Origin of the sequence: Streptomyces sp. NPDC048417 (assembly GCF_040651615.1) — a bacterium.
Classification (GTDB): Bacteria; Actinomycetota; Actinomycetes; order Streptomycetales; family Streptomycetaceae; genus Streptomyces.
Genome location: NZ_JBEZKI010000039.1, coordinates 76,555 through 103,374, shown reverse-complemented (window position 1 = coordinate 103,374; position 26,820 = coordinate 76,555). Strand labels below are relative to the sequence as shown.

19 protein-coding genes are annotated in these 26,820 nt (G+C 71.5%); 9 read left to right on the top strand and 10 right to left on the bottom strand.

Going from position 1 to position 26,820, the window contains the following annotated elements; all coding sequences use genetic code 11:
* Positions 1–114: 114 nt before the first annotated feature.
* Positions 115–690 carry a GNAT family N-acetyltransferase gene (locus AB0D59_RS43405; RefSeq protein WP_362576884.1) on the bottom strand — a complete coding sequence of 192 codons (576 nt, stop codon included), beginning with the start codon at positions 688–690 and terminating at the stop codon, positions 115–117.
* Positions 691–1,036: 346 nt separating this feature from the next.
* Here AB0D59_RS43405 and secA point away from each other — a divergent pair, with 346 nt between their 5' ends.
* Entirely contained in the window at positions 1,037–3,883 is a 2,847-nt protein-coding gene (gene secA / locus AB0D59_RS43400; RefSeq protein WP_362576883.1) for a preprotein translocase subunit SecA, read from the top strand.
* 164 nt (positions 3,884–4,047) lie between these two features.
* Here secA and AB0D59_RS43395 read toward each other — a convergent pair whose 3' ends face one another.
* Entirely contained in the window at positions 4,048–4,509 is a 462-nt protein-coding gene (locus tag AB0D59_RS43395) for an Rv3235 family protein (RefSeq protein ID WP_362576881.1), read from the bottom strand.
* 324 nt (positions 4,510–4,833) lie between these two features.
* On the opposite strand from AB0D59_RS43395, the gene AB0D59_RS43390 reads away from it, so the two are divergent.
* From AB0D59_RS43390 to AB0D59_RS43380, 3 genes are all read left to right on the top strand, one after another.
* The gene (locus tag AB0D59_RS43390) at positions 4,834–5,349 is read left to right on the top strand and encodes a hypothetical protein (protein ID WP_362576879.1); all 516 of its coding nucleotides are present in this window, start codon (positions 4,834–4,836) and stop codon (positions 5,347–5,349) included.
* Between the two features lie 91 nt (positions 5,350–5,440).
* Positions 5,441–6,106 (top strand): HAD family hydrolase, encoded by a 666-nt coding sequence (locus AB0D59_RS43385; protein ID WP_362576877.1) that lies wholly within the window; start codon positions 5,441–5,443, stop codon positions 6,104–6,106.
* 432 nt (positions 6,107–6,538) lie between these two features.
* Entirely contained in the window at positions 6,539–11,476 is a 4,938-nt protein-coding gene (locus AB0D59_RS43380) for an NAD-glutamate dehydrogenase (RefSeq protein ID WP_362576875.1), read from the top strand.
* 184 nt (positions 11,477–11,660) lie between these two features.
* Here the strand turns inward: AB0D59_RS43380 and AB0D59_RS43375 are convergent, their stop codons facing one another.
* Together AB0D59_RS43375 and AB0D59_RS43370 are read right to left on the bottom strand one after the other, a co-directional pair.
* Positions 11,661–12,548 carry an ABC transporter ATP-binding protein gene (locus AB0D59_RS43375; protein WP_362576873.1) on the bottom strand — a complete coding sequence of 296 codons (888 nt, stop codon included), beginning with the start codon at positions 12,546–12,548 and terminating at the stop codon, positions 11,661–11,663.
* Complete coding sequence (locus AB0D59_RS43370; protein WP_351701484.1) at positions 12,541–13,458, bottom strand: ABC transporter permease; 918 nt, start codon at positions 13,456–13,458, stop codon at positions 12,541–12,543. Before AB0D59_RS43370 ends, AB0D59_RS43375 begins: the two co-directional genes overlap by 8 nt.
* Positions 13,459–13,819: 361 nt before the next feature.
* Between AB0D59_RS43370 and AB0D59_RS43365 the strand changes: the two genes are divergently transcribed.
* The 3 genes from AB0D59_RS43365 (at position 13,820) to AB0D59_RS43355 (ending at position 15,867) form a co-directional block, all read left to right on the top strand.
* Positions 13,820–14,446 (top strand): TetR/AcrR family transcriptional regulator, encoded by a 627-nt coding sequence (locus AB0D59_RS43365; RefSeq protein WP_362576871.1) that lies wholly within the window; start codon positions 13,820–13,822, stop codon positions 14,444–14,446.
* 80 nt (positions 14,447–14,526) lie between these two features.
* Entirely contained in the window at positions 14,527–14,904 is a 378-nt protein-coding gene (locus AB0D59_RS43360) for a DoxX family protein (RefSeq protein ID WP_362576869.1), read from the top strand.
* A gap of 39 nt (positions 14,905–14,943) precedes the next feature.
* Positions 14,944–15,867 (top strand): RNA polymerase sigma-70 factor, encoded by a 924-nt coding sequence (locus AB0D59_RS43355; RefSeq protein ID WP_362576867.1) that lies wholly within the window; start codon positions 14,944–14,946, stop codon positions 15,865–15,867.
* A gap of 328 nt (positions 15,868–16,195) precedes the next feature.
* Here the strand turns inward: AB0D59_RS43355 and galE are convergent, their stop codons facing one another.
* Both galE and AB0D59_RS43345 read right to left on the bottom strand, forming a co-directional pair.
* On the bottom strand, positions 16,196–17,176 hold the full coding sequence (gene galE / locus AB0D59_RS43350) for a UDP-glucose 4-epimerase GalE (RefSeq protein WP_362576865.1): 981 nt from the start codon (positions 17,174–17,176) through the stop codon (positions 16,196–16,198).
* Between the two features lie 39 nt (positions 17,177–17,215).
* Positions 17,216–18,433: a glycosyltransferase family 87 protein gene (locus AB0D59_RS43345; protein WP_362576864.1), complete on the bottom strand. Its 1,218-nt coding sequence runs from the start codon at positions 18,431–18,433 to the stop codon at positions 17,216–17,218.
* A 418-nt stretch (positions 18,434–18,851) separates the two neighbouring features.
* Here AB0D59_RS43345 and AB0D59_RS43340 point away from each other — a divergent pair, with 418 nt between their 5' ends.
* Positions 18,852–20,492 (top strand): glycosyltransferase family 39 protein, encoded by a 1,641-nt coding sequence (locus tag AB0D59_RS43340; protein ID WP_362576890.1) that lies wholly within the window; start codon positions 18,852–18,854, stop codon positions 20,490–20,492.
* Between the two features lie 13 nt (positions 20,493–20,505).
* On the opposite strand, the gene AB0D59_RS43335 is transcribed toward AB0D59_RS43340, so the two are convergent.
* Positions 20,506–20,988 carry a MarR family transcriptional regulator gene (locus AB0D59_RS43335; RefSeq protein WP_362576862.1) on the bottom strand — a complete coding sequence of 161 codons (483 nt, stop codon included), beginning with the start codon at positions 20,986–20,988 and terminating at the stop codon, positions 20,506–20,508.
* 125 nt (positions 20,989–21,113) lie between these two features.
* Between AB0D59_RS43335 and AB0D59_RS43330 the strand changes: the two genes are divergently transcribed.
* Positions 21,114–21,530, top strand: a complete 417-nt coding sequence (locus AB0D59_RS43330; protein WP_351701464.1) for an organic hydroperoxide resistance protein — start codon at positions 21,114–21,116, stop codon at positions 21,528–21,530.
* Here the strand turns inward: AB0D59_RS43330 and AB0D59_RS43325 are convergent.
* The 3 genes from AB0D59_RS43325 to AB0D59_RS43315 form a co-directional block, all read right to left on the bottom strand.
* Positions 21,517–23,259 (bottom strand): hypothetical protein, encoded by a 1,743-nt coding sequence (locus AB0D59_RS43325; RefSeq protein ID WP_362576860.1) that lies wholly within the window; start codon positions 23,257–23,259, stop codon positions 21,517–21,519. The genes AB0D59_RS43330 and AB0D59_RS43325 overlap by 14 nt on opposite strands.
* Positions 23,260–23,337: 78 nt before the next feature.
* The gene (locus tag AB0D59_RS43320; RefSeq protein WP_362576858.1) at positions 23,338–24,633 is read right to left on the bottom strand and encodes a hypothetical protein; all 1,296 of its coding nucleotides are present in this window, start codon (positions 24,631–24,633) and stop codon (positions 23,338–23,340) included.
* On the bottom strand, positions 24,630–26,819 hold the full coding sequence (locus AB0D59_RS43315) for a CDP-glycerol glycerophosphotransferase family protein (RefSeq protein ID WP_362576856.1): 2,190 nt from the start codon (positions 26,817–26,819) through the stop codon (positions 24,630–24,632). Before AB0D59_RS43315 ends, AB0D59_RS43320 begins: the two co-directional genes overlap by 4 nt.
* Between the last annotated feature and the right edge of the window lies 1 nt (position 26,820).

Sequence of the window (26,820 nt, the reverse complement as noted above, 5' to 3'; positions counted from 1 at the left end):
GGCCCCAAGAATGAACGACTCCGTCAAGTACCGCACCCGGCCACGATACGGCGCTCACCCCACCCACAGGGCTTGACGATCAATAGGAGCATCAGTCCGGCGCGACCTGGGAGTTCAGCCCTGGGACGGGACCGGGAGGTAGGGCGCGGCCGAGGGCAGGCCCAGGTCCGACGGGAGCAGGGAGCCCACCCAGCAGTCGCGTCGTACGCCCTTGTTGTTGAGGGCGGAGCGGAGGGTGCCCTCGATGGTGAAACCGGCGCGTTCCGCGACCGCGCGGGAGCCCTGGTTGCCGACCTCGGCACGCCATTCGACCCGGTCGATCGCCAGCCGGGTGAACCCCCAGCGGGCGGTCGTGAGGGTGGCCTCGGTGGTGTAGCCGCGGCCGCGGTGCTCCTTGGCGGTCCAGAAACCCACCTCGGCCACCCCGAGGGAGCGCATGGTCAGGCCGAGCATCCCGGCCAGTTCGCCCGTGGGCAGGAAGACGCCGAAGGTGAACATAGAACCCTCGGACCAGCCTTCGGGGACCATCTGCTCCGTGAAGCTCCGGGCGTGTTCCGGGAGGTAGGGCGAGGGAATCGTCGTCCAGCGCTGGATGTCGGGGTCCTGGACGGCCGTGTACACCGCTTCGGTGTCCTGCGGGCCGACCGTGCGCAGGAACAGACGGGGCGTGGTGAGCGTGACGGGTTCCATCGGCCGATTCTGCGCGGCCCGGCGCCCGGGACGCCATTCCTTTCGCGTTCCGTGACCACGTGATCACGTTTCGTGCAATTCCTCGCCGGGATGCGGCACTATCCGCGTGCCGCGGCCGTTGTCCTTTATGAAACGGCAAAACCTGGCGACACCACCCGGCACAACCGAATACCCACCCGGAAGAGTCACACGAAGGGGGCTCGCAGAGCCCTCGGGAAAGCGGCGGACGGCCGTCGGGCCGCCAGGCCTCCCGGCGCGGCCGGGTCCTCGCATACGATGGCCGTTGCTCAGTACGTCCAATGGAAACCGACCGTCCCAGGCCCGACCGGCAAGGAGACAAACCCCCGTGTCCGTCCTCTCGAAGATCATGCGTGCAGGCGAAGGCAAGATCCTGCGCAAGCTGCACCGCATCGCGGACCAGGTCAACTCCATCGAAGAGGACTTCGTCGACCTCTCCGACGCCGAGCTGCGGGCCCTCACCGATGAGTACAAGCAGCGCTACGTCGACGGAGAGAGCCTCGACGACCTGCTCCCCGAGGCGTTCGCCACCGTCCGCGAGGCCGCCAAGCGCGCCCTCGGCCAGCGCCACTACGACGTGCAGATCATGGGTGGCGCCGCCCTTCACCTCGGCTACGTGGCCGAGATGAAGACCGGTGAGGGCAAGACCCTCGTCGGCACCCTCCCCGCGTACCTCAACGCGCTGTCGGGCAAGGGCGTCCACCTCATCACGGTCAACGACTACCTGGCCGAGCGCGACTCCGAGATGATGGGCCGCGTCCACAAGTTCCTCGGCCTGAACGTCGGCTGCATCCTGGCCAACATGACGCCGGCCCAGCGCCGCGAGCAGTACGCCGCCGACATCACATACGGCACGAACAACGAGTTCGGCTTCGACTACCTGCGCGACAACATGGCGTGGGCCCAGGACGAGCTCGTCCAGCGCGGCCACAACTTCGCCATCGTCGACGAGGTCGACTCCATCCTGGTCGACGAGGCCCGGACGCCGCTGATCATCTCCGGCCCGGCCGACCAGGCCACCAAGTGGTACGGCGACTTCGCCAAGCTGGTCCTGCGTCTGAAGAGGGGCGAGGCCGGCAACCCGCTCAAGGGCATCGAGGAGACCGGCGACTACGAGGTCGACGAGAAGAAGCGCACGGTCGCGATCCACGAGTCCGGCGTCTCCAAGGTCGAGGACTGGCTGGGCATCGACAACCTCTACGAGTCGGTGAACACGCCTCTGGTGGGCTACCTGAACAACGCCATCAAGGCGAAGGAGCTCTTCAAGAAGGACAAGGACTACGTCGTCATGGACGGCGAGGTCATGATCGTCGACGAGCACACCGGCCGTATCCTCGCCGGCCGCCGCTACAACGAGGGCATGCACCAGGCGATCGAGGCGAAGGAAGGGGTGGACATCAAGGACGAGAACCAGACCCTCGCCACGATCACCCTGCAGAACTTCTTCCGCCTCTACAAGCGCCACGACCACAACGGCAAGGAACAGCCCGGCCTGTCCGGCATGACCGGTACGGCCATGACCGAGGCCGCCGAGTTCCACCAGATCTACAAGCTCGGCGTGGTCCCGATCCCGACGAACCGGCCGATGGTCCGCAAGGACCAGTCGGACCTGATCTACCGCACCGAGGTCGCCAAGTTCGAGGCGGTCGTCGACGACATCGCGGAGAAGCACGAGAAGGGCCAGCCGATCCTCGTCGGCACGACCTCCGTCGAGAAGTCGGAGTACCTCTCGCAGCAGCTCTCCAAGCGCGGCATCCAGCACGAGGTGCTCAACGCCAAGCACCACGAGCGGGAGGCGTCGATCGTCGCGCAGGCCGGCCGCAGGGGTGCCGTGACGGTGGCCACCAACATGGCCGGCCGTGGTACCGACATCAAGCTCGGCGGCAACCCCGACGACCTCGCCGAGGCGGAGCTGCGCCAGCGCGGCCTCGACCCCGAGGAGCACATCGAGGAGTGGGCGCAGGCGCTGCCCGCCGCCCTGGAGAAGGCCGAGCGCGCGGTGAAGGCCGAGTTCGAAGAGGTCAAGGAGCTCGGCGGCCTCTACGTCCTCGGCACCGAGCGGCACGAGTCGCGCCGGATCGACAACCAGCTGCGCGGTCGTTCCGGCCGTCAGGGCGACCCCGGTGAGTCCCGCTTCTACCTCTCCCTCGGCGACGACCTGATGCGCCTGTTCAAGGCCCAGATGGTCGAGCGCGTGATGTCCATGGCCAACGTGCCGGACGATGTGCCGATCGAGAACAAGATGGTCACCCGCGCGATCGCGTCCGCGCAGTCGCAGGTCGAGCAGCAGAACTTCGAAACGCGTAAGAACGTTCTGAAGTACGACGAGGTGCTCAACCGCCAGCGTGAGGTCATCTACGGCGAGCGCCGGCGCGTCCTGGAGGGCGAGGACCTGCAGGAGCAGATCCACCACTTCATGGACGACACGATCGACGCGTACGTCGGCGCGGAGACCGCCGAGGGCTTCCCCGAGGACTGGGACCTCGACCGCCTGTGGGGCGCCTTCAAGCAGCTCTACCCGGTCAAGGTGACCGTTGACGAGCTGGAGGAGGCGGCCGGCGACCGGGCCGGTCTGACCGCCGAGTACATCTCCGAGTCCATCAAGGACGACATCCACGAGCAGTACGAGTCGCGTGAGACGCAGCTCGGCTCCGAGATCATGCGTGAGCTGGAGCGCCGGGTCGTGCTCTCGGTCCTCGACCGCAAGTGGCGCGAGCACCTCTACGAGATGGACTACCTCCAGGAGGGCATCGGCCTGCGCGCGATGGCCCAGAAGGACCCGCTGGTCGAGTACCAGCGCGAGGGCTTCGACATGTTCACCGCGATGATGGACGGCATCAAGGAGGAGTCCGTCGGCTACCTGTTCAACCTGGAGGTCCAGGTCGAGCAGCAGGTCGAGGAGGTCCCGGTCGAGGACGCCGAGGCGGTCGCGGAGGGCGTCCAGGACTCGGTGCCGGCCCAGGCGGGCTCGCGTCCCGAGATCCGTGCGAAGGGTCTGGAGGCGCCGCAGCGGCGGGGCATGCACTTCTCGGCGGCCACCGTGGACGGCGAGGGCGGCATCGTCGAGGGCGAGTTCGACTACGACGACGAGGAGCCGGCCCGCTCCGAGGCGGACGGCCTCACCCGCGCGGAGCGCCGCAAGCAGGCGAAGGGCAGCCGCCGCCGCCGGAAGTAACGGCACCGACAGCGCTCACCAGGGCCGGCCACTCCGAAAGGGGGGGGCCGGCCCTTTCGGTTTGCGGCCGGGGGCGCGGTGGGCCTTCGGCCGGTGACCGAAGGCGGTGGGCTTCGGCTCGTGACCGGGGTGCGGTGGGCCTTCGGTTCGAGGTCAGACAGGCCCTAGTCGCCGCGCGGTGCGCGGGAGCCGCCCAGTTCCACCGCTGTGCAGCGCCAGCGCAGGTCGGGGCCCTGTTCCAGGCGGAAGGCCATGGCGCGCAGCCGGTCGCCCGCGGCGATGCGGGCGAAGACCTCCAGGGCGCCGGCGCGGGGGACGTAGTAGCCGATGTCGCGGACGACGGGATCGGTGCCGCGGGTGCGCAGGGGGCCGCGTTCGGCGAGGCGGGCCAGGTCGTCGTAAGCGGGTCCCGCCGTGTGCCGGAGCATCCAGTGGACGGGGCGGCGGCCGCTGAGGACGGCCAGCAGACGCTCCGCGAAGAGATCGGTGGGGCGCGGGCTCGGCGGGGCCGCCGGAGGCGTCAGCGGCCTGCGGGAGGAGGGCACGCCGGGACGGCGGGAGTCGCGGCGGCCGGGCGGGCGGGTGCCCGGGCGGAGCTGGGCGGTCCTGGTCATGACCTTGTTCATGGGGATCCCCGTTCGGCGGGCCCGGCGGGTACCGGGCGGTAACTTGCGGTTGGGGATCTTGTACGGGGGCCGGGACGGCGGCAGCAAGGCGGTGCCGGCTCGTGTCGGGGCCCAGGATGATTCACCTATCCGAGTGATCGGAGGTGCGGGAAACCCTCTGGGTGGGCGGCGGCACCGGGTGAATCGCCGGGCGCCGGGTGGACGCCCCCGACGTCACCGCCCGGGACCCGAAAGGGGACGCCCGCACGTATCCTGAAGGCCCTCCGGGAGGCCCCAGGACCTTCGGGAGACGCAGAGTCGAAGTCCAGAAGAGAGCGGCCAGCCATGCGCGTCTACGTCCCCCTGACCCTCCCCGGGCTCGCCGAGGCGCACAAGACGGGCGAGCTGGGGACCGGTCCGTTCGTCGCCTACGCCGTCACGCCCGCGCTCCGCGAGTGGTACCTCTCCGACGACATAGAGGAACTGGAGTACGCCGCGCTGAACCGGGCCGCGCTCGCCTCGCTGCGGCTGCTGGCCGCCGACCCGGGCGCGATGCGTCGCCGGGTCGTGGTCGCCGTGGACGTCCCCGACGGCGCGGCGGCGGCCGACCCGGACCGCGGGCTCGACCCGGCGGCACTGGGCGAGGTGCGGGTGGCCGGGACGGTGGCACTGGCCAAGGCGGCCGCGGTGCACGTCGACTCCGACGACGCGGAGGCGGACGTGGCCGCAGCGGCGGCAGCGCTTCCGGCGGCCGACGGCGGGGACGACGACGCGCAGTTCGTCGTGGACGGGGCCGAGGACCACGAACTGCTCTGGTACGCGACGCAGGAGATCCCGAACCTGGTGGGGCTGGGCGGCTGAGCGGGGTCGGCGCGGCCCAGCCGGACACCTGTGACCTGCGGTGACGTGCCAGCTGTCTTGATTGTCAGTGGTGGCGGGTAGCGTTTTTGGCATGGGGAAGCACCACAGCGCACACATCGTCTGGGACTGGAACGGGACGCTGTTCCACGACAACGACGCGATCATCGGGGCGACGAACGCGGCCTCGGCCGAGCTGGGCCTGGCACCGATCACGCTGGAGCAGTACCGGGCGCTGTACTGCGTGCCGGTGCCGAAGTTCTACGAGCGGCTGATGGGTCGGCTGCCGACCGACGCCGAGTGGGAGGTCATGGACGTGATCTTCCACAGGTACTACGCCGAGCACCGGGGGCGGTGCGGGCTGACCGACGGAGCCGCCGAACTGCTGGCGGGGTGGATCGCGGCGGGGCGCAGCCAGTCGCTGCTGAGCATGTACACGCATGACGAGCTCATACCGCTGGTGCGGGGATTCGGGATCGAGCCGCACTTCCTACGGGTCGAGGGGCGGGTCGGGCCGTCCGGGGGCAGCAAGGCCGAGCACATGGTGCGGCATCTGGGGTCGCTGGGGGATGTGCGGCCCGGGCGGACCGTGGTGATCGGGGACGCGGCGGACGACGCGGTGGCCGCGCGGGCTGTGGGGGCGAAGGCGGTGCTGTACACCGGGGGGTCGCACGGCAGGGCGAGCCTGGAAGAGGTCGGGGTGCCGGTCGTGGACTCACTGGCGGAGGCGGTCGAGGAGGCGGAGCGGCTGGTGGCGTGAGCGGTGGGGGCGAGCGCCGCGCGTCGCTGTGCAGAACGTCAAAGTTCCACCCCCTCTTTTGTACACATACGGCTCATGACGGCCCCCGGGTGAGGAGCGATAGCCTTGGTGGCGTGATCAGCGCGATAGTTCGCGGGGGCGTCGGCGCCCCTGCCCTGCGCCCGGTGAGCACGGAACACCTCCGTGACCGGGCGGCGGTCGCTGGTCTTCCCGCGCGGAGGGCGCCGAGAGCGGCCCTGACAGGGGCGCTGCCGAGAGCAGCATCACACCTGCGGAGCAGCTCAAATATGGCTCAATACCCCCCGCTCATCTCGCCTTGCGGCATAGCGTCGAAGCAGACCGGACACCCCGGCAGTGGCGTCGAGCCGCAGGGGGAAGATCCCGTACTTCCTTCTACGTCACGCAATGGCGCGCGACAGGAGCCAGAGGACAATGCAGACCAAGCTGGACGAAGCCAAGGCCGAGCTGCTCGAACGGGCCGCCCGGGTAGCTGAGAACAGCCCGGCAGGGGGGCACCTACCGACTGGGACGACGGGGACGGCGGACCAGGAGTCCGTGTTCACGTTCCTTCAGCGCTACTACCTGCACACTGCGCCAGAGGACCTCGCCGACCGTGACCCGGTCGACGTCTTCGGCGCAGCCGTCTCGCACTTCCGTCTCGCCGAGACCCGCCCGCAGGGCACCGCGAACGTCCGCGTCCACACCCCGACGGTCGAGGAGAACGGGTGGACCTGCAGCCACACCGTGGTGGAGGTCGTCACCGACGACATGCCCTTCCTCGTCGACTCGGTCACCAATGAGCTGACCCGGCAGCGGCGCGGCATCCACGTCGTCATCCACCCCCAGTTCGTCGTGCGCCGCGACCTCACCGGCAAGCTCATCGAGACGCTGCCCACCCCGGCCGCCGGCGAGGAACTGCCGCACGACGCGCACATCGAGTCCTGGATCCACGTCGAGATCGACCGCGAGACCGACCGCTCCGACCTCAAGCAGATCACCGTCGACCTGCTGCGGGTGCTGTCCGACGTCCGGGAGGCCGTGGAGGACTGGGAGAAGATGCGGGAGGCGGCGGTCCGTATCGCCGAGGACCTCGGCGACGAGCCGGTCCCCGGCGACCTGCCCCGCCCCGAGGTCGAGGAGGCCCGTGAGCTGCTGCGCTGGCTGGCCACCGACCACTTCACCTTCCTCGGCTTCCGCGAGTACCAGCTGCGCGAGGACGACTCGCTGGGCGCGGTGCCCGGCACCGGGCTCGGCATCCTGCGCTCCGACCCGCCCCACGCGGGTGAGGAGGGCCATCCGGTCAGCCCCTCCTTCGAGCGGCTCCCGGCCGACGCGCGCGCCAAGGCCCGCGAGCACAAGCTCCTCGTCCTGACCAAGGCGAACAGCCGGGCGACCGTGCACCGGCCGTCGTACCTGGACTACATCGGTGTCAAGAAGTTCGACGCGGACGGCAACGTCGTCGGTGAGCGCCGCTTCCTGGGGCTGTTCTCGTCCGCCGCGTACACAGAGTCGGTGCGCCGGGTGCCCGTCATCCGCCGCAAGGTCGACGCGGTGCTCGACCGGGCCGGCTTCTCGCCCAACAGCCACGACGGCCGCGACCTGCTCCAGATCATGGAGACCTTCCCGCGTGACGAGCTGTTCCAGACTCCGGTCCCCGAGCTGGAGTCGATCGTCACGAGCGTCCTCTACCTCCAGGAACGCCGACGGCTCCGCCTCTACCTGCGCCAGGACGAGTACGGCCGCTACTACTCGGCCCTCGTCTACCTCCCCCGCGACCGCTACACCACCGGTGTCCGGCTGCGGATCATCGACATCCTGAAGGAGGAACTCGGCGGCACCAGCGTCGACTTCACGGCCTGGAACACCGAGTCGATCCTCTCCCGGCTGCACTTCGTCGTCCGGGTCCCGCAGGGCACTGAGCTGCCCGAGCTGTCCGACGCCGACAAGGACCGCATCGAGGCCCGCCTGGTCGAGGCGGCCCGCTCCTGGGCCGACAGCTTCGCCGAGGCGCTCAACGCCGAGTGCGGCGAGGAGCGCGCGGCCGAGCTGCAGCGCCGCTACACCACCTCCTTCCCCGAGGGCTACAAGGCAGACCACACCCCGCGTGCGGCGGTCGCCGACCTGGTCCACCTGGAGCGGCTCACCGAGGAGCCGGGCAACGACTTCGCGCTCAGCCTCTACGAGCCGGTGGGCGCCGCCCCCGACGAGCGCCGCTTCAAGATCTACCGCAAGGGCGCGGCGATCTCCCTGTCGGCGGTGCTGCCGGTCCTCAACCGGCTGGGCGTCGAGGTGATCGACGAGCGGCCGTACGAGCTGCGCTGCTCGGACCGGACGACCGCGTGGATCTACGACTTCGGCATGCGGATGCCGAAGACGGCGGGCGGCGGCAACGGCGACTACCTGGGCGATGACGGCCGTGAGCGGTTCCAGGACGCCTTCGCCGCGACCTGGACCGGCCTCGCGGAGAACGACGGCTTCAACGCGCTGGTGCTGAGCGCCGGGCTGAGCTGGCGGCAGGCGATGGTGCTGCGGGCGTACGCCAAGTACCTGCGGCAGGCCGGTTCCACGTTCAGCCAGGACTACATGGAGACCACTCTCCGTCACAACGTCCACACCACCCGGCTGCTCGTCTCCCTCTTCGAGGCGCGGATGTCGCCGGACCGGCAGAAGGCCGGCCTGGAGATCACCGACGCCCTCCACGAGGAGCTGGACGCCGCCCTCGACCAGGTGGCGAGTCTCGATGAGGACCGCATCCTGCGCTCCTTCCTGACCGTCATCAAGGCGACGCTGCGCACCAACTTCTTCCAGGAGACGGTGGAGGGCACCCCGCACACGTACGTCTCCATGAAGTTCGACCCGCAGGCCATCCCGGACCTCCCGGCGCCGCGTCCGGCGTTCGAGATCTGGGTGTACTCGCCGCGTGTCGAGGGTGTGCACCTGCGCTTCGGCAAGGTCGCGCGCGGTGGTCTGCGCTGGTCCGACCGGCGTGAGGACTTCCGGACCGAGATCCTCGGCCTGGTCAAGGCGCAGATGGTCAAGAACACCGTCATCGTGCCGGTCGGCGCCAAGGGCGGGTTCGTCGCCAAGCAGCTGCCGGATCCGGCGAAGGACCGGGACGCGTGGCTGGCCGAGGGCATCGCCAGCTACAAGACGTTCATCTCGGCGCTGCTCGACATCACCGACAACATGGTGGCCGGCGATGTCGTGCCCCCGCAGGACGTGGTCCGGCACGACGAGGACGACACCTACCTGGTGGTCGCGGCCGACAAGGGCACGGCGACGTTCTCCGACATCGCCAACGAGGTCGCAGGGAGCTACAACTTCTGGCTCGGCGACGCCTTCGCCTCCGGCGGCAGCGCGGGCTACGACCACAAGGGCATGGGCATCACCGCGCGCGGCGCCTGGGAGTCGGTGAAGCGGCACTTCCGGGAGCTGGGCGTCAACACGCAGGCCGAGGACTTCACCGTCGTCGGCATCGGTGACATGTCCGGTGACGTGTTCGGCAACGGCATGCTGCTCAGCGAGCACATCCGCCTGGTCGCCGCGTTCGACCACCGGCACATCTTCATCGACCCCACCCCGGACGCGGCCACCGGCTACGCCGAGCGCCGCCGGCTGTTCGAACTGCCCCGCTCCAGCTGGGCCGACTACAACACCGAGCTGCTCTCGGCGGGCGGCGGGATCTTCCCGCGCAGCGCCAAGGCGATCCCGGTGAACGCCCATATCCGCGAGGCCCTCGGCATCGAGGGGAAGGTCGCCAAGCTGACCCCGGCCGAGCTGATGAAGGCGATCCTCGAGGCGCAGGTCGACCTGCTGTGGAACGGCGGCATCGGCACCTACGTCAAGGCGTCGACCGAGTCGAACGCGGACGTCGGCGACAAGGCCAACGACGCCATCCGCGTCGACGGTGCCGACCTGCGCGTCAAGGTCGTCGGCGAGGGCGGCAACCTGGGCCTGACCCAGCTCGGCCGGATCGAGTTCGCCCGCCAGGGCGGCAAGATCAACACCGATGCCATCGACAACAGCGCCGGCGTGGACACCTCCGACCACGAGGTGAACATCAAGATCCTGCTCAACGGCGTGGTCGCGGACGGCGACATGACGGTCAAGCAGCGCAACAAGCTGCTCGCCGAGATGACCGACGAGGTCGGCTCGCTGGTGCTGCGCAACAACTACGCGCAGAACGTGGCGATCGCCAACGCGCTGGCCCAGTCCAAGGACATGCTCCACGCCCAGCAGCGGTTCATCCGCCACCTGGTCAGGGAGGGCCACCTCGACCGGGCGCTGGAGTTCCTGCCCACCGACCGCCAGATCCGCGAGCGGCTCGGCTCCGGCCAGGGTCTGACCAGCCCGGAGACGGCCGTCCTGCTGGCGTACACGAAGATCACGGTCGCCGACGAGCTGCTGGCGACCACGCTGCCGGACGACCCGTATCTGAGCGGTCTGCTGCACGCCTACTTCCCGACGGCCCTGCGCGAGCGGTTCGCCGCCGCGCTCGCCACCCACCCGCTGCGCCGCGAGATCACCACCACGGTCCTGGTCAACGACACGGTCAACACCGGTGGCACGACCTATCTGCACCGGCTGCGCGAGGAGACCGGGGCCTCCCTGGAGGAGATCGTCCGGGCGCAGACCGCGGCGCGTGCGATCTTCCGCTCCGCCCCGGTGTGGGACGCGGTCGAGGAGCTGGACAACAAGGTCGACGCGGCCGTCCAGACCCGGATCCGGCTGCACTCCCGCCGTCTGGTGGAGCGCGGCACCCGCTGGCTGCTCAACAACCGGCCCCAGCCGCTGGAGCTGCTCGAGACCGTCGACTTCTTCTCCGAGCGGGTCGAACAGGTCTGGCAGCAGCTGCCCAAGCTGCTGCGCGGCGCGGACCTGGAGTGGTACCAGCACGTGTACGACGAGCTGTCCGCGGCCGGTGTCCCGGACGAGGTGGCGACCCGGGTGGCCGGCTTCTCCTCGGCCTTCCCGGCGCTGGACATCGTCTCGGTGGCCGACCGCACGGGCAAGGAGCCGCTGGACGTCGCCGAGGTCTACTACGACCTCGCCGACCGTCTCGGCGTGACCCAGCTGATGGACCGCATCATCGAACTCCCGCGCGCCGACCGCTGGCAGTCGATGGCCCGCGCCTCCATCCGCGAGGACCTGTACGCGGCCCACGCGATGCTCACCGCCGACGTGCTCGCCGCGGGCAACGGCACCTCGACGCCTGAGCAGCGCTACCAGGCCTGGGAGCAGAAGAACGCCGCCATCCTGGGCCGGGCCCGGTCCACGCTCGAGGAGATCCGCGGCTCGGACTCCTTCGACCTGGCCAACCTGTCGGTGGCCATGCGGACGATGCGGACGCTGCTGCGCGCGCACTCGTAGTCGTACGACACGAAAGGCGCCCCGGGCCGGTGACGGCTCGGGGCGCCTTTCCTTTCTCGGCCTCTTTCTCGGCCTCTTTCTGGGCTTCCTTCTCGGCGGTGATGACGCGCGCCGAGGTGGGTGTTCCGGACGGACGCGAGCCGCGCCGTGTGGGGGCGGCGCGGCTCGGGGTCGTACCTCTGCTTCAGGAGGGCTGAGCGACCTTCGAGGCATCGGCCTGCTTCGGCGGCGCGGCCTTCGGCTTCGGCTTGGGCTTCGGCTTCGCCTTGTCGCCGGTGAAGGCCTCGTACTCCGCGAGGACCTCCTCGGTCGGGCCGTCCATGCGCAGCTCACCGCGCTCCAGCCACAGCACCCGCTCACAGGTGTCGCGGATGGACTTGTTGTTGTGGCTGACCAGGAACACCGTGCCCGCGTGCTCGCGCAGCGCCCGGATGCGCTCCTCGGAACGCATCCGGAAGGCCGCGTCACCGGTGGCCAGCGCCTCGTCGATGAGCAGGACGTCGTGGTCCTTGGCGGCGGCGATGGAGAACCGCAGCCGGGCGCCCATGCCGGAGGAGTAGGTGCGCATCGGGAGGGTGATGAAGTCGCCCTTCTCGTTGATGCCGGAGAAGTCGACGATCTCCTGGTAGCGCTCCTTGATCTCCTCGCGGGACATGCCCATGGCGAGGCCGCCGAGGTAGACGTTGCGCTCGCCGGTCAGGTCGCCCATCAGGGCCGCGTTGACGCCCAGGAGGGAGGGCTGGCCGTCGGTGTAGATGGCGCCGTTCTCCACCGGGAGCAGGCCGGCGACGGCCTTGAGGAGGGTGGACTTGCCGGAGCCGTTGGTGCCGATGAGACCGATCGCCTCGCCCTTGTAGGCGACGAAGGAGACGTTCTTGACCGCGTGCACCTTGCGGACGCCCGCCGCCTTCTCGGCCTTCTGGCGGCGCAGCATGCGGTTGAGGGCGGCGGTGGCGGAGCCGCGGCCGGCGCCGGTGCCGTTGACCCGGTAGACGATGTCGACGCCGTCGGCGACGACGGTGGGGACACGGGTGTCGCTCACGCTGCGGGTGTCGCTTACGTTCTCAGCCACGGCCGTACGTCTCCTCAGCCTTCCAGAAGTAGATGAAGCCGCCGACGCCGACGACCAGGGCCCAGCCGGTCGCGATGACCCACACGTGCGGCGGCAGCTGGCCGGCGTGGAAGCTGTCGATCAGGGCGAAGCGCATCAGGTCGATGTAGACGGCGGCCGGGTTGGCCTTGAGCACCGGGTTCACCCAGCTCGGCAGACCGCTGTGCTCGCCGGTCAGCTTGTCGATGTTCCACATGACGCCGGAGATGTACATCCAGGTGCGCAGCACGAACGGCATCAGCTGGGAGATGTCCGGGGTCTTGGCGCCCCAGCGGGCCATGATCAGCGACATGCCGGTGTTGAAGGTGAACTGCAGGACCAGCGCCGGGACGGCCAGCACCCAGGAGGCGGCCACCGGAACGCCGAAGCAGAGCAGGATCACGACCAGGGCGGCCATCGAGAACAGCAGCTGCTGGAGCTGCTGGAGGCAGAAGGAGATCGGGAGTGCGGCGCGCGGGAAGTGCAGGGCGCGGACGAGCCCGAGGTTGCCGGCGATCGCACGGGTGCCGGTCATGATCGAACTCGACGTGAACGTCCAGATGAACACGCCCGTGACCAGGAACGGGATGTAGTCTGGCACGCCCTTCTTGGTGTGCAGCAGAACACCGAAGATGAAGTAGTACACCGCCGCGTTCAGCAGCGGGGTCATGACCTGCCAGACCTGGCCGAGCTTCGCCTGCGCGTACTGGGCGGTGAGCTTGGCGGTGGCGAACGCGGTGATGAAGTGCCGCCGCGCCCACAGCTGCCGGACGTACGCCGGCAGGGTGGGACGGGCGCCGCTGACCGAGAGTCCGTGCCGGGCGGCGAGCGCCGCGAGGTCGTCCTCGGCCGTGACCGGGGTCGGGGGCGGTGTGTGGAGAACCTGGGTCACATCCGCTGCTTTCACTCGGGGGGTGGGGGGTGCGGCGTCCGGCTGGGCACCGGTGCCGTCATCCGATGTTTCCTTACGCTTCTCTTCGCGTTTTCTTACGTCGGGACGGGACCGTATCGTCGCAACGGGAGCGTAGGCCGAGTTGGCGTCGGAACGCAACCGTTTCGTCGTCACGGACTGGTGTGCGCCGTGACACTTCCGAGGTCGGGGTGCGACCGATTCGTTGCGAAAGGGCGAGCCGGGCTCGTGTTCGGTACGGCGGTGAGCTGGGAGTCGTTCAGTGCGGCCCTGTTGCGACGATCGGGTGGTGGGCCTCGTCGGGACGCAACCGTTTCGTCGTTACGCCCCTATGCTGGGAGACATGACGACGAACGCCGAGGAGTCCCAGACGCGTCCGCGCCGACGAGCCCCCGCCGGGGCGGCCGTCCTCCGCGAGGACGTGACCGAGGCCATCCGGGGCGCCGTCTTCGAGGAACTCGCGGCGGTCGGATACGCCCGTATGTCCATCGAGGGCATCGCGCGCCGCGCGGGTGTCGGCAAGACCGCCGTCTACCGCCGCTGGCGCTCCAAGCTGCACCTCGTCCTCGACGTCGTCTCGGCCCTCGCGGTGCTGGGCCTGCCGGTGCCCGACACCGGCTCCCTGGAGGGCGACCTGCGGCTCCTGTACGAGGTCACGTCCCGTGCGCTGCGCCACCCGGTCGCCTCGCAGATCATCCCGGACCTCCAGGCCGAGGCGGCCCGCAACCCGGAGATCGCCGAGGCCATGCAGAAGACGCTGCGCGAGGGCCAGGACGGCGTCGCCAGCAAGATCATCGAGGCGGCCCAGCGGCGCGGCGAACTCGCCGCGAACCTTGACGACGACCTGGCCATGGACCTGATCTCGGGCCCGCTGTACTGGCGTTCGGTGGTGATCCGCACCCCGAAGCTGCCAAAGGGATATCTGGCGGCGCTGGCCCGCGGCACCACGGAGGCGCTCAAGGCGCTGTGAACCACTCCGCTGGGGATGTCACAGGCGGGGCCGCCGTCTCGTCGTAGAGGGCGCAGGCATCCTCGATCAAGGAGTGGACGATGAACCTCGCCCTGTGGATCGCCGCCGGACTGCTCGCCGCGGTGGCCCTGACCGGTGGCATCAGCAAGACGTTCGTACCCCGGGAGAAGCTGGCCGTGGCCCACGGCGGCGGCTGGACCGGAGAAGCGGGCACCGGCTTCGTCAAGACGCTCGGCGTGCTGGAACTCCTGGCCGCGGCGGGCCTGGTCCTGCCTGCGGTCGTCGGTGTCGCACCGGTACTGGTTCCCGTGACGGCCGCCGCCTGGATCCTGCTGATGGCCGGTGCGATGATCACCCACGGCCGGCGCGGCGAGACCGCGTTCGTGGCGCTGAACGTGGTCTACCTCGTGCTCGCGCTGGTCGTCGCGGTGGGCCGGTTCGGCCCCGCGTCCTTCTGACCGGCCGGCCGGTTCACGGAAGCCGAAGGGGGAGTGGACATGAACAGGACCGAGGAGTTCCAGGAGCTGCGGCCGCTGCTGTTCTCGATCGCGTACCGGATCCTGGGCAGCGTCAGCGAGGCGGAGGACGCGGTCCAGGAGAGCTGGCTGCGGTTCGAGGGCTCGCCGACGGAGGTCAGGTCACCGAAGGCGTTCCTGTCGGCCGCGGTCACCCGGATCTCGATCGACGTACTGCGCTCGGCCCGCGTCCGGCGCGAGGAGTACGTCGGCCCGTGGTTCCCCGAGCCGTTGCTCGCCGACCCCTACGAGGACCCGGCGCGGTCGGCGGAGCTGGCCGACTCGGTGTCGATGGCCGCCCTGCTGCTCCTGGAGCGGCTCAGCCCGCTGGAGCGAGCCGTCTTCGTGCTGCGCGAGGTGTTCGACTTCGGCTTCCCCGAGGTCGCGTCGGCGGTGGGCCGCTCGGAGGCCGCGTGCCGCCAGCTCGCGGTAAGGGCCCGGCGCCACATGGCCGAGGGCCGCCCCCGCTTCGAGGCGGACCGGAGGGAGCGCGACGAACTGGCGTCACGCTTCTTCGAGGCCCTCCACGAGGGCGACCTGGCCGGCCTGCGGGATCTGCTCGCCGCCGACGTGTCCCTGGTCGGTGACGGCGGCGGCAAGGCTCCGCGGCTGGCCCGGACGGTCGCCGGCGCCCAGAACGTGGCCCGTCTCCTCGCGGCCGTCTTCCCGGTGCTGGACCGGGTCGAGGTGAGCTGCGAGCAGCGCGAGGTCAACGGCCAGCCGGGCGCGGTCTTCCACGACCGCGACGGCAAGGTCCTCCAGACCTTCTCGCTGGACATCCTCGACGGCCGGATCCAGGCGATCCGCCTGGTCCTCAACCCCGACAAACTCGCCCACATGGGTCCGGTGGCGGACGCCTGGGCCATCTCGGAGGAGCTCAAGCGAGCCCGCCGGACCGTGGACTGACCACCCCTCGCCCGCACCGCCGGGACCGCGGAGCCGAGGCCCGGCCACACGGCGCCGTGGAACTCGGCCGCGGGGCCGGGGTGCCGGGGTGCCGGCCGGGGGCGCGTCCGCCTCTGGGCGGGGGGCCTTTGCTGTTGTCGGCCGACGGGTGGGCAGCGGCTGCCGGCCGGATCCCGAGCGGCGGCAGGGGCCCGGGGCGACGGCCGGAGTCCGGGCGGTGGCCGGCGGCCGGGATCCGGGGCGGCAGGCGGGTCAGGGGTGGCGAGCGGCAGGTGGATCCGGGATGGCGGGTGGCGGGCGGGCGGATTCGGGGTGGCGGGGGCGTGGGTCAGGCCCGGGTCGCCTCCGGGTGCAGGCGCACCCAGCCCGCCCAGGCTGAGGTGATCATGTCCTGGACGTCGTGTTTGGCCTTCCAGCCCAGTTCCGTGGCGACGCGGTCGGCGGAGGCGACCACGCGGGCCGGGTCGCCGGGGCGGCGCGGAGTGACGGTCGGAGGGCGGTCGTAGCCGGTGACCGCGTTGATGCGGTCGATCATCTCGCGGACCGAGACGCCCTCCCCGCGCCCGATGTTGAGGGTCAGTTCGCGGCCCGGCTCGGCCTGGAGGGCGCGCGCCGCCGCCACATGGGCCTCGGCCAGGTCCACCACGTGGATGTAGTCACGGACACAGGTGCCGTCGGGTGTCGGGTAGTCGTCGCCGAAGACGCGCGGCGGCGCGTTCTGCGTGAGCTTCTCGAAGACCATGGGGACGAGGTTGAAGACGCCCACGTCGGCGAGTTCGGGGCGGGCCGCGCCGGCCACGTTGAAGTAGCGCAGGCAGGCCGTCGAGAGACCGGTCGCCCGGCCCGTCGCCCGGACCAGCCACTCACCCGCCAGTTTCGTCTCGCCGTACGGCGACATCGGCACGCACGGCGTCTCCTCCGTCACCAGCTCGACGTCCGGCATGCCGTAGACCGCCGCGGAGGAGGAGAACACGAAGGACGGGACGCTCGCCTCCGTCACCGCCTGGAGCAGGACGCGCAGGCCTTCCACGTTCTCCCGGTAATAGTGCAGGGGGCGGTCCACCGACTCGCCCACCTGCTTCTTCGCCGCCAGGTGGACGACCCCGGTCACCTCGTGCTCGGCCAGGGCGCGCGCCACCTTCTCGCCGTCCAGCGTGGAGCCCACCACCAGCGGGACCTCCTCCGGCACGCGCTCGGCGACGCCGGTGGACAGGTCGTCGTACACCACCGTCCGCTCGCCCGCCTCGGTCATCGCGCGTACGACATGCGCCCCGATGTAACCGGCGCCGCCGGTGATGAGCCAGGTCATGTATGCCCGTCCCCTCCGTCTGTTGGCCCGTGGTGTTCGTCAGCCGCGGTCGACCTTCAGTGAAGCAGGTGCCGCCGACGTCAGCGGACGGCTGAGGTGGCCTCTCGCACCCGAGGAGGTGCGGACGGTGTCCGCCGGGCGCCGCGTGGCGCGCCACAGGCGGGTCAGGGAGAGGACGGCGGCGGTGGCCAGCAGGCCGTTGCGGGCGAGCATCAGCAGACAGCCGGTCCAGGTGCCGTGCACGACCTCGGCGTAGAACGTGGGGTAGGCGACGGCGCTGAGCGCGGTCGCCGTCACGATCAGCGCGGCGACCGGGCGCTGGGTGGTGTGCCGCGAGGTCAGGCAGACGGCGGCCAGGCCGAGCAGCCAGATCATGTACTGGGGGCTGATCACCCGGCTGGTGACGGTGAAGAGGAGCACCGCGCTCAGTGCCGCGTCGTACGGGGTGGCCTCGGTCCAGTGCCGGGCCCGTACCCGCCACAGCAGCAGGAGCGCGAAGGCGACGACGGTGAGTGCGAGGGAGGCCGTCGCGACCGCGTGCACATGCGGGCCGACCAGCTCCATCGCGCCGTACTGGTAGTGGGTCGTGCCCCGCCAGCCGGCGCGCCGGGCGAGGCTGAGCGCGGTGCCGCCGAGGGACTCGACCTGCACACCCCGGCCGCCCTGCTGACGGAGGAAGGAGAGCGGGTTGCGGAAGGAGAGCAGGAACGCGGCGAGGGTCGTGGCCCCGGTCACGGCCGCCCAGGTCCACGCCGTGCGCGTCGGGCGCCCGCGTTCGACGCCCAGCAGCACCAGCGCCGGCCACACCTTCACCAGCGCGCCGAGGGCCGCGAGCGCCCCGCACGCGCGCGTGGTGCGCCCCAGCGCCAGCAGGGAGAGCACGGCGAAGGCGGTGACCTCCACGTCGTAGCGGGCGAGCGGAAGGTGCAGCAGGAGGGGGAGGGCGCCGGCCCACAGGGCCGCGCCCAGCAGCGTGCGGCCGGGGCGGCTGCCCGCGCGCGCGAGCGCCGTCGTGATCAGGGCGTCGGTCGCCAGGGTGAGCGCCACGAACGCCTGGAAGTAGCTCGGTCCGGGCACCAGCCCCGGCGCGAGCAACACCGCGCCGGCGCCCGGCGGGTACTGCCACAACGTGTCGTGCGCCGGGAACGCGCCGTGCGACAGAACGCCGTACCAGTGGAAGTACAGCCGCCACACTTCGCGCGCGACCGCTCCGTGTCCCAGGAGTCGCTCGTTGTTGTGGGCGAGGAGCCACAGCATCGACGCGCGCGTGGCGAGCCAGACACCGGCGAGGCAGAGGGGGCGCGCGAGGCGCGGCGAGCGCGGGGGGTGTGCGATGCGCGCGGGGCTCCGCAGGCGCGGGAGTCGAACAGGTGGGGCGAACGGGGCGCGTGGGAGCGGGAAGTACGAGCGGCGATTCATCAACCGCGAGCGTAAGCCGCGCGGATGGTGTATCCATGCCGATACGCCGTCAATACCCGGCAAAGGTTGGCTAATCGCAAAAGATCGGGCCGTGGTGAGTATCGGGCCTCTCGTAAAAGCGCATCCGCGGACAACGCGAACGACGACAACCGGCCGGCCGACTCCATCGAGTCGGCCGAAGCCGTTGGGGGGACCGCCCGACGGGCCGCCGGGCCGCGCGCGCCGTGCCGTCGTCGTGGCCGTCCCGGCCGCGGTGATGCTCGCGGTCGGTCTCTGGGGGCTGCACCGCGGCGGGATGTGGCGCGACGAGGCCGTCACCTACCAGGTGGCCCGGCGCACGGTGCCGCAGATCTGGCGGCTGCTGCACGGCGTGGACGCGGTGCACGGCCTGTACTACCTGCTGATGCACGTCGTCCTCGCCGCCGCGCCGGGCCGGCCGGGCGAGGTCGACCTCCGGCTGCCCTCGGTGTGCGCGGCGGCCGCCACCGCGGGTCTGGTGGCCGCCCTCGGCACCCGCCTGGCCCGGCCGCGCGTCGGCCTGTGGGCCGGGCTGATGTACGCGGTCACGCCGCTGGTCGGCCACTACGCGCAGGAGGGCCGCTCCTACGCCCTGGTCGCCGCCGGCGCGACCGGCGCGACCCTGCTGTTCGTACGGGCGGCTGACGAAAGGGAGGCCGGACGGGAGGCCGAAGGGGAGATCCAAGGGGAGGCCGGAGGGGAGACCGGAGGAGAGGCCGGAGGAGAGGCCGGAGGGGAGACCGGAGGGGGGTGGCGGGCCTGGTGGTGGTACGGCGCCGTCCTCGGAGTCACCTGCTGGCTGCACGAGTTCGCGGTCCTGCTGCTGCTCGCGCACGCGGGAACCCTGGCGCTGGCCCGTTCGTCGGGAAGGGTGTGGCGGGGGTGGGGCTGCGCGGCCGGGGGCGTGGTGCTGTCCCTGCTGCCGATGGTCGTCGTCTCGCACGCGCAGTCGGCCCAGCTGGCGTGGCTGCGCGAGCCGGACCTGGAGACCGCGCAGGAGTTGCTGCGCCAGTACCTCGGACCGACCGACAGGGTGTACTGGGCATGCCTCGCGCTCGCTCTGCTGGGGCTGACCCGGCTGGTGGGCCGGCGCGGCGAGGTGACCCTCGCGGCGGTCGCGCTGCCGCTCGCGGTGCTGCCACCGGTGGCGTTGATGCTGGCCTCGCAGCTCACACCGCTGTACGTCGACCGGTATGTGCTGTACGCGCTCGCCGGGGCGCCCCTGCTGGTGGCGCTCGGCGCGGACCGGGTCGCCGGGGTGCTCGGCCGGCTCTGGTCGCACGGCTCGGCGACCACGCCCAGGTCGCCCGTGTTCACCCTGGCCGGGGTCCTGGCGCTCGTCCTCGCCTTCACCCACCAGGTGCCGCTGCTGCGGCAGGACCGTGTGCCGACCACCCGGCCCGACGATCTCGGCGCGGTCGCGGAGGCGGTGGCGCGTACGTTGCGGCCCGGTGACCCCGTGCTGTACCTGCCGGCCCACGCGCGCGGGGCGGAGTTGGCCTACCCCGCCGACTTCAAGGGCACGCGGGACGTCGCACTGGCCGAACCGGCCTCGGTGTCCGGGACGTTGTACGGGAGCGAGGTCGGGGCGGGGACGCTGCGGCGCCGGCTCGCGGGGGCGGACGAGGTGTGGGCGGTGATGGAGAAGTACGCGCTGGTGAGCGGGTACCGGCCGCGGCTCGCCACGGAGCGCGCCAAACTCGCCGTGCTGAACCAGCAGTTCGTGCTGCGGGAGGAGACGGTGATCGATCGGATCGCGCTGCGGTTGTACGTGCGGCCGATTCGGGTGGGTTCGGCCGAGTCCGGACTGCGGGGCGGTGGGGGCCGGTCGCGCCCGCGCGGCGGTAGCCGCACCATCGACACCGCCGCGCGCCCCTGAAGGAAGGGGTGCTCTAGCACGGCCCTTCTTCCAGAGCCGCGGCATCCAGCGTTCCCGTCAGCTGGTCCAGGCGCGCCTTCAGGTTCCGGATCTCATCCACGTCGAAACCCGTCGCCGACACGATCCGGCGCGGTACCTCCAGCGCCCGCTCCCGCAGTTCGGCGCCCTGTTCCGTCAGCCGTACCTCCACCGAGCGTTCGTCGCGGGTGCTGCGCTCCCGGTGGACCAGGCCCGCCGCCTCCAGGCGCTTGAGCAGGGGTGACAGCGTGCCGGAGTCCAGGCGCAGGTGTTCGCCGAGCTTCTTGACCGGCAGGTCGCCCTGTTCCCACAGCACCAGCATCACCAGGTACTGCGGGTAGGTGAGCCCGAGGTCCTTGAGGATCACGCGGTAGACGCTGTTGAAGGCGCGGGACGCGGCGTGCAGGGAGAAGCAGATCTGGCGGTCCAGGCGCAGCCACTCTGCCTCGGGGGCGGGGGTCGGGGTTGTCGCGGTCATGGCTCGATCGTACCTCTTGTGAGTCATTTAGTTGTGCGCAATTGAATCGTGTGCTCTACTTGTCGTCGTGAGGGCGGCAGGAACGGAGCCGCCGGAACACCGAACTTCGAGAGGGATGGTCTTCCATGGACGCGCTCTACACCGCAGCCGCCACCGCCACCGGCCGGGAGGGACGGGCGGTCAGCTCGGACGGGCAGCTGGACCTCGCGCTGGCCTTCCCGCCGGCTCTCGGCGGCAACGGCCAGGGCACCAACCCCGAGCAGCTCTTCGCCGCCGGTTACGCCGCCTGTTTCGCCAGCGCCCTCGGCGCCATCGGCCGCCAGGCCAAGGTGGACACCGGCGAGATCTCCGTCACCGCCGAGGTCGGCATCGGCAAGGACGAGTCCGACGGCGGCTTCGCGCTCAAGGTCACCCTGCGCGTCGAGCTGCCCGAGGAGCTCTCCAACGAGACCGGCGAGAAGCTCGTCCACCAGGCCCACGAGTACTGCCCCTACTCCAAGGCCACCCGGGGCAACATCCCGGTCGAGCTCATCGTCGAGTAGTCGCCCCACCAGACGCCCGAGTAGTCAGCCGGGCAGTCGGCCGAGCGGCCACCGGTACGTCCTTCGTCCGGGTGAGCCGCGCGAGCACCTCCCCGGTCCGCCGGCTCCAGTCCACGACCACCGCATCTGTGGGCAGCCGCTCGCGCCGCGTCAGCAGCAGCCAGCGCACCCGGGGGCGGTGGTCGTGGGCGTCGGCCAGTTCAATGCCGTATCCGGGGAGCAGGTGTACGGCGTAGTAGGCGTCCGTGACCACCGGTTCCCCGGGGCCGATGTGCCGGGCGGCCCAGTCGTACGACGGCCAGCGCGGCGGCTGGACGAAGCCGACCGGGTCCAGTGAGCGCGGTACGACCGCCCCGGCCTGCGCGGTCAGAAAGCCCAGGCAGGCTCCGCCGGCCGCGGCCCAGCCCAGCGTCCGCCGCCGGGCCGGCCGGGGCCGCTCCGCCGCCAGCTCCACCGCGAGCGCGCACTGCGGCGCCAGAAGGGCAGGACCGAGCAGTTCGCCGAAGCCGTGACGGAGGCCGTATCCCGCCAGCAGGGCCTCGAGAACGAACAGCAGTACGAGCGGATCACGCCAAGCCGCGGCCCGTCCCCCGACCTGTCCCGGGGCTCGTCCCACGGTCCAGCCCGCACCCGGACCCCCCTGCCGGTCCGTCGGCCGATCCGTCTGCCGATCCGTCTGATCCGTCTGATCCGCCGGCAGGTCAGCTTCCCCGGCCGCCCGTCGAGGCACCTGCCCGGCCGCGCGCCGCGCCCGCAGCCACAGCGTCGGCACCCCGAGCAGCGCCAGCCAGCACTGCCCGACCACCCCGCCGAAGCCACCGAAGCCACCGAAGCCACCGAAGCCACCGAAGCCACCGAAGGCCCCGAAGCCACCGAAGCCGCTGAAGGCCCCGAAGCCCCCGAAGCCGCTGAAGGCCCCGAAGCCCCCGTAGGTCTCGTACGCCTGTGGCAGCACGCGCGCATGCGTCCCGAAGGCGATCACCCCGGCCGCCACCGCGCCCGTCAGCCCCCACCGCCCCCACACCGCGCCCCGCCACCCCGGCTGCCACCCCGCCACGAACGCCACCGCCCCGGCCGCCGCCGCCACGCCGAGCACCGGGTCGACCAGGGCCACCACCCCGTACAGCACCCCGAGCGCCGCGTATCCGGAGAGGCTGCGCAGGCCGCTCGGGCCGACATAGCGCACCCGGCGCAGATCGCGGGCCCGGGCGCCGGCCAGGGCCCAGGCCCAGAGGGTGAGGCCGAGGGCGAACGCGGACGGGTAGCCGAGACTGCCGGTCAACGGCAGCAGGGCCAGCGAACCGCCGCCCCGTCCCGGCCGGGTGCCCCACAGCACGGACATGAAGGCCAGCGCCAGCACCGGTGCCCAGGGGCGCGGGGAGAGCACGCGGACCAGTCGGCCGAGGCCGGTCAGCAGCACCAGCAGGTTCAGCGGGCCGCACACCCGCAGCAGCTGCCAGCCGCTGAGCCCGGTCAGCCGTGCCAGCGCGTCCTGGGCCAGCACGTACGGGGACGCGGCGGCGTCCGCCAGGCCCGCCCGCAGCAGCCGCTCCACCGTCGCCGCGTGCTGTCCGGCCTCGCAGCACGGCGGCACCCGCCAGTACGCCAGGGTCATCACCAGCCAGAACAGCAGGCCGGAGAGCTGGTACGGGGTGAGTCTGCGGGCGCGGCCGCCGCGCAGAGCGGTGGAGCCGCGCGCGTCGCGCCGGACCAGGGCGCCGGTGCTCACCGGAGGGAACGGACAGGGCGGACCATTGGGCGAGTGTTCCCGCCGGTCCCGCTGACGTCCCGGCGGCTTCGGCGGCCGTCACCTCATCGAGTGAGCCTCCGGCAGGCCACCGCCGCTCACCTCATCGAGTGACCCCTGCACGGGAGCCGGAACCACCCGGTCCATCAGCGGCTCAAGGAGCAACGGCACCCCCACCACCGGCAGCAGCCAGGCCAGCACGATCAGCCGGTCGCCCCAGATGGTGATGTCCGGATGCCCGGCCTGGGTCAGCAACCCGGTGCCCGCGGCCGCCAGCAGGAAGACGCCGAAGGCCGGCCGCCGCCGCGCTCCCCAGGCCCCGGCCGCCAGCGCCGCCGGGAACAGCGGCGCCAGCAGCTGCCGGCGCAGCCACTCCACCCAGAAGTCCCACTCCAGATGGAGGAACTCCGGCCACGGCCGGACCCGGTCCGGGTGGGTGTAGTGGCCGGTCAGCAGGTCCTGCACGCTCTCCGCCTCGGAGGGATAGCGCAGCAGCCGGGCCAGAAGCAGGGTGGCGGCGGCCGCCACGCAGCCCGCCGCGGCGATCGCCACCACCCCGCGCCCGGGCGCCCGGCCGTGCCGTCGCCGCCCCAGGGCGACCGCCGCTCCCGCCCCGGCCAGGCACACCCCGAGGAACAGCGCCTGGGCGTGCTTCACGGCGAACAGCGCGAGCAGCGCGCCCGCCACCAGCGCCGTTCCCGCCCGTGCCCGCCCGGTGAGGGCCAGCGCACAGCCCCACACCGCCGTCAGGGTCAGCGCCAGCATCAGGCCCTCGGTCATCGGCCGCATCGCGGTCGTGCCCACCGGCAGGACGTAGTACAGGGCCTGCCCGGTCAGCGCGAGCGGCACCGGTACCGACAGCGTCCGCAGGACCAGAAAGACCAACACCCCGCCCGCGGTCGTGACCAGCACACTGGCCAGCCATACTCCCCAGGTCACCCCGAACACGGTGACGAACGGCAGCAGGAACAACGGATAGCCGGGCCGCACCTCGAAGATCGCCCGCAGCCGGGGACCCACGAAGGGCACGATGTGCCCGTCCGTCTGCCCGGCCGCCAACCGGCGCTCCACGAGCCGCAGTGCACCCTGTCGGCACTCCGCGAAGACCCGCCCCGCCGGGCTCGGCGCATGGAAGTGCAGCACGTTCACACTCTGCGCGCGCGCCGCCGCCGACGCCTGGCCGGCGCACACCCAGTCGACCGTCCGGGCCGCCGCCTCCCGCTGATCCGCCCCGCCCAGGGTCAGCGCGTACGACACGTAGTTCGCGGAGTCGGGGGTGTCCCGGCCGGTGACGTTGGCCAGTTGCAGCACCGCGAACACGGCGGCCAGGACCAGCACCCAGGTGCGCGGTCTCACGTCGACGCCAGCAGATCGTGACCCGCGACCGGTTCCGGCACCCGTACAGCGGCGGCCGGCATCGACTCGCCGAGCAGCAGCGTCCGTACCACCCGCTCGGCGGCCCTGCCGTCGTCGAACTCGCAGAAACGGGACCGGAAGTCGGCCCGCAGCCGTGCCGATTCCTCGTCCCGCCAGCCGCCCGAGGCGAACAGCCACGCCAACTCCCGGTAGGAGTACGACACATGGCCCGGCGCCTCGGCGGTGATGTCGAGATAGGCACCCCGGCTCGCGGTGCAGGCGGCCCAGTCGTCGGCGTGCACGACGATCGGCCGGTCCAGGTTGGCGTAGTCGAACATGACGGAGGAGTAGTCGGTGACCAGGGCGTCCGCCGCCAGCAGCACCTGCTCCCCGTGCGGTTCGCCGGTCGCGTCGACCACGATCCCGCGCCGGTGCAGCTCGGCCAGGCCCATCCCGCGCGCCGGACCGGTCGCCAGCGTCGGATGCAGCCGGACCACCAGGGTGTGGCCCGCGCCGAGGTCGGCGGCGAACCGGGCCAGGTCGATCCGCTCGGCATGGCCGCCCCGGACGTAGTCCCGGCGGGTCGGGGCGTAGAGCACGACCGTGTGGTCGGCCGGAATGCCGTACCGGGCCCGGAAGTCCGAGGGGCCGCCCTCGACCAGCACGTCGTTGCGCGGGCTGCCCGTGCGGGCCGACGCGAAGTGGCAGGGGTAGGCCCGCTCCCACACCAGCTCGGAGTGACGGTTGGCGACCAGGCTGTGGTCCCAGCGGTCGGCCCGGCGCAGCATCTGGGGCACGTCGAGACCGAGCCGGGCGCCGGGCTTGCCCAGCAGGTCGGCGCCCAGGTACTTGAGCGGGGTGCCCCGATGGGTGTGGATGTGCACGCTGCCGGGCCGCTTGACCAGCGCGCCGGGCCAGTTGACGTCGTTCACGAGGAACTTCGCGCGGGCGGTGAGCCGCCGGTACCCCGGGGAGTCCAGCAGCACGTGCTCCACGTCGGCGGGCAGCCCCGCCGCCACCTCCGCGTCCTTCATCACCCAGACGCCACGCAGCTCCGGTGCGATCTCCCGGGCCTTGCGGTAGACGGCCGCCGGGTCGCCCAGCAGGCCCCGGTGCGAGGACGCCGAGTACAGGACCAGCCGCTCGTCCAGCGCGCGGTGGACGCTCAGCCCGGTCAGCGCGTGCCGGGCCCGGGCTCCCGCCGCCCGCCGCATCCGCAGCGCCTGCCGTCCGCTCTCCCGGCCGATCCGCCCGGCCTGCTGCCGCAGCCGGTATGCCGTGTACGAGCCGCCCAGCACCCCGAGGTCGGCGCCCTCCGGCCGGTACGCCCGGTACAGCTCCGCCGTGCGCCGGAAGAACTCGCCCTTGGCGGCGGGCGGCAGCCGGTCCGGCTTGGCGAGGATGTCCAGGCAGTGCTCGCCCATCTTCCGGTGCAGATACGGCCGCCAACCCGCCAGCTCCGGTCGCGAGTCGACGTACTCGAACACCCGCCGGTACTGGTCGTGGACGTCGAAGTGCTTGCGGCTGGTGGTGGAGAGGATGTTGCCCTGGCGGCGCTGGCGGTAGTTCAGGCAGATCCGGTCGAGGGTGGCGATCCGGCCGGCGCCGAGCAGGACCGGGAAGGTCCAGGGGGTGTCCTCGTAGTAGCCCGGCGGGAACCGGAAGCCGTTCTCCTCGACGAAGTCACGCCGGTAGACCTTGTTCCACACCACCATCAACAGGTCGAGGACCTCCGGGCGTTCGGTCGCGGTGAAGACGCCGTCGGTCGAACTCAACACCTCCGCGAGGGCGTTGCGCCGCGTGCCGCCCCACCAGTAGGTGCGGGCGTAGTCGAAGACCAGCACGTCCGGGTCGCCGGTCTCCGTGAGCCGGTCGGCGATCGCGCGCAGGGCGCCCGGGGTGAGGGTGTCGTCGCTGTCGAGGAAGAGCAGGAAGTCGCCGGTGGCGTGGGGGAGTCCGGCGTTGCGGGCGTGGCCGAGGCCGACGTTCTCGGGGAGGTGCAGGACCCGCACGCGCGGGTCGCGGGCCGCGTACTCGTCGAGGATCGCGCCGCTGCCGTCCGGGGAGCGGTCGTCGACGGCGATCACCTCGATGTCGTGGAAGGACTGCTCCAGGACCGAGTCCAGGCACTCGCGCAGAAAGCCCTGCACCTTGAAACAGGGCACGATCAGACTGAATCGGGGCACG

Coding starts and splice junctions, on each gene's coding strand:
- AB0D59_RS43405 (WP_362576884.1), bottom strand. CDS start 690: ATGGAACCCGTCACGCTCACCACGCCCCGTCTGTTCCTGCGCACGGTC.
- AB0D59_RS43395 (WP_362576881.1), bottom strand. CDS start 4,509: ATGAACAAGGTCATGACCAGGACCGCCCAGCTCCGCCCGGGCACCCGC.
- AB0D59_RS43390 (WP_362576879.1), top strand. CDS start 4,834: ATGCGCGTCTACGTCCCCCTGACCCTCCCCGGGCTCGCCGAGGCGCAC.
- AB0D59_RS43385 (WP_362576877.1), top strand. CDS start 5,441: ATGGGGAAGCACCACAGCGCACACATCGTCTGGGACTGGAACGGGACG.
- AB0D59_RS43380 (WP_362576875.1), top strand. CDS start 6,539: ATGCAGACCAAGCTGGACGAAGCCAAGGCCGAGCTGCTCGAACGGGCC.
- AB0D59_RS43365 (WP_362576871.1), top strand. CDS start 13,820: ATGACGACGAACGCCGAGGAGTCCCAGACGCGTCCGCGCCGACGAGCC.
- AB0D59_RS43360 (WP_362576869.1), top strand. CDS start 14,527: ATGAACCTCGCCCTGTGGATCGCCGCCGGACTGCTCGCCGCGGTGGCC.
- AB0D59_RS43355 (WP_362576867.1), top strand. CDS start 14,944: ATGAACAGGACCGAGGAGTTCCAGGAGCTGCGGCCGCTGCTGTTCTCG.
- galE (WP_362576865.1), bottom strand. CDS start 17,176: ATGACCTGGCTCATCACCGGCGGCGCCGGTTACATCGGGGCGCATGTC.
- AB0D59_RS43345 (WP_362576864.1), bottom strand. CDS start 18,433: ATGCTGTGGCTCCTCGCCCACAACAACGAGCGACTCCTGGGACACGGA.
- AB0D59_RS43340 (WP_362576890.1), top strand. CDS start 18,852: ATGCTCGCGGTCGGTCTCTGGGGGCTGCACCGCGGCGGGATGTGGCGC.
- AB0D59_RS43335 (WP_362576862.1), bottom strand. CDS start 20,988: ATGACCGCGACAACCCCGACCCCCGCCCCCGAGGCAGAGTGGCTGCGC.
- AB0D59_RS43330 (WP_351701464.1), top strand. CDS start 21,114: ATGGACGCGCTCTACACCGCAGCCGCCACCGCCACCGGCCGGGAGGGA.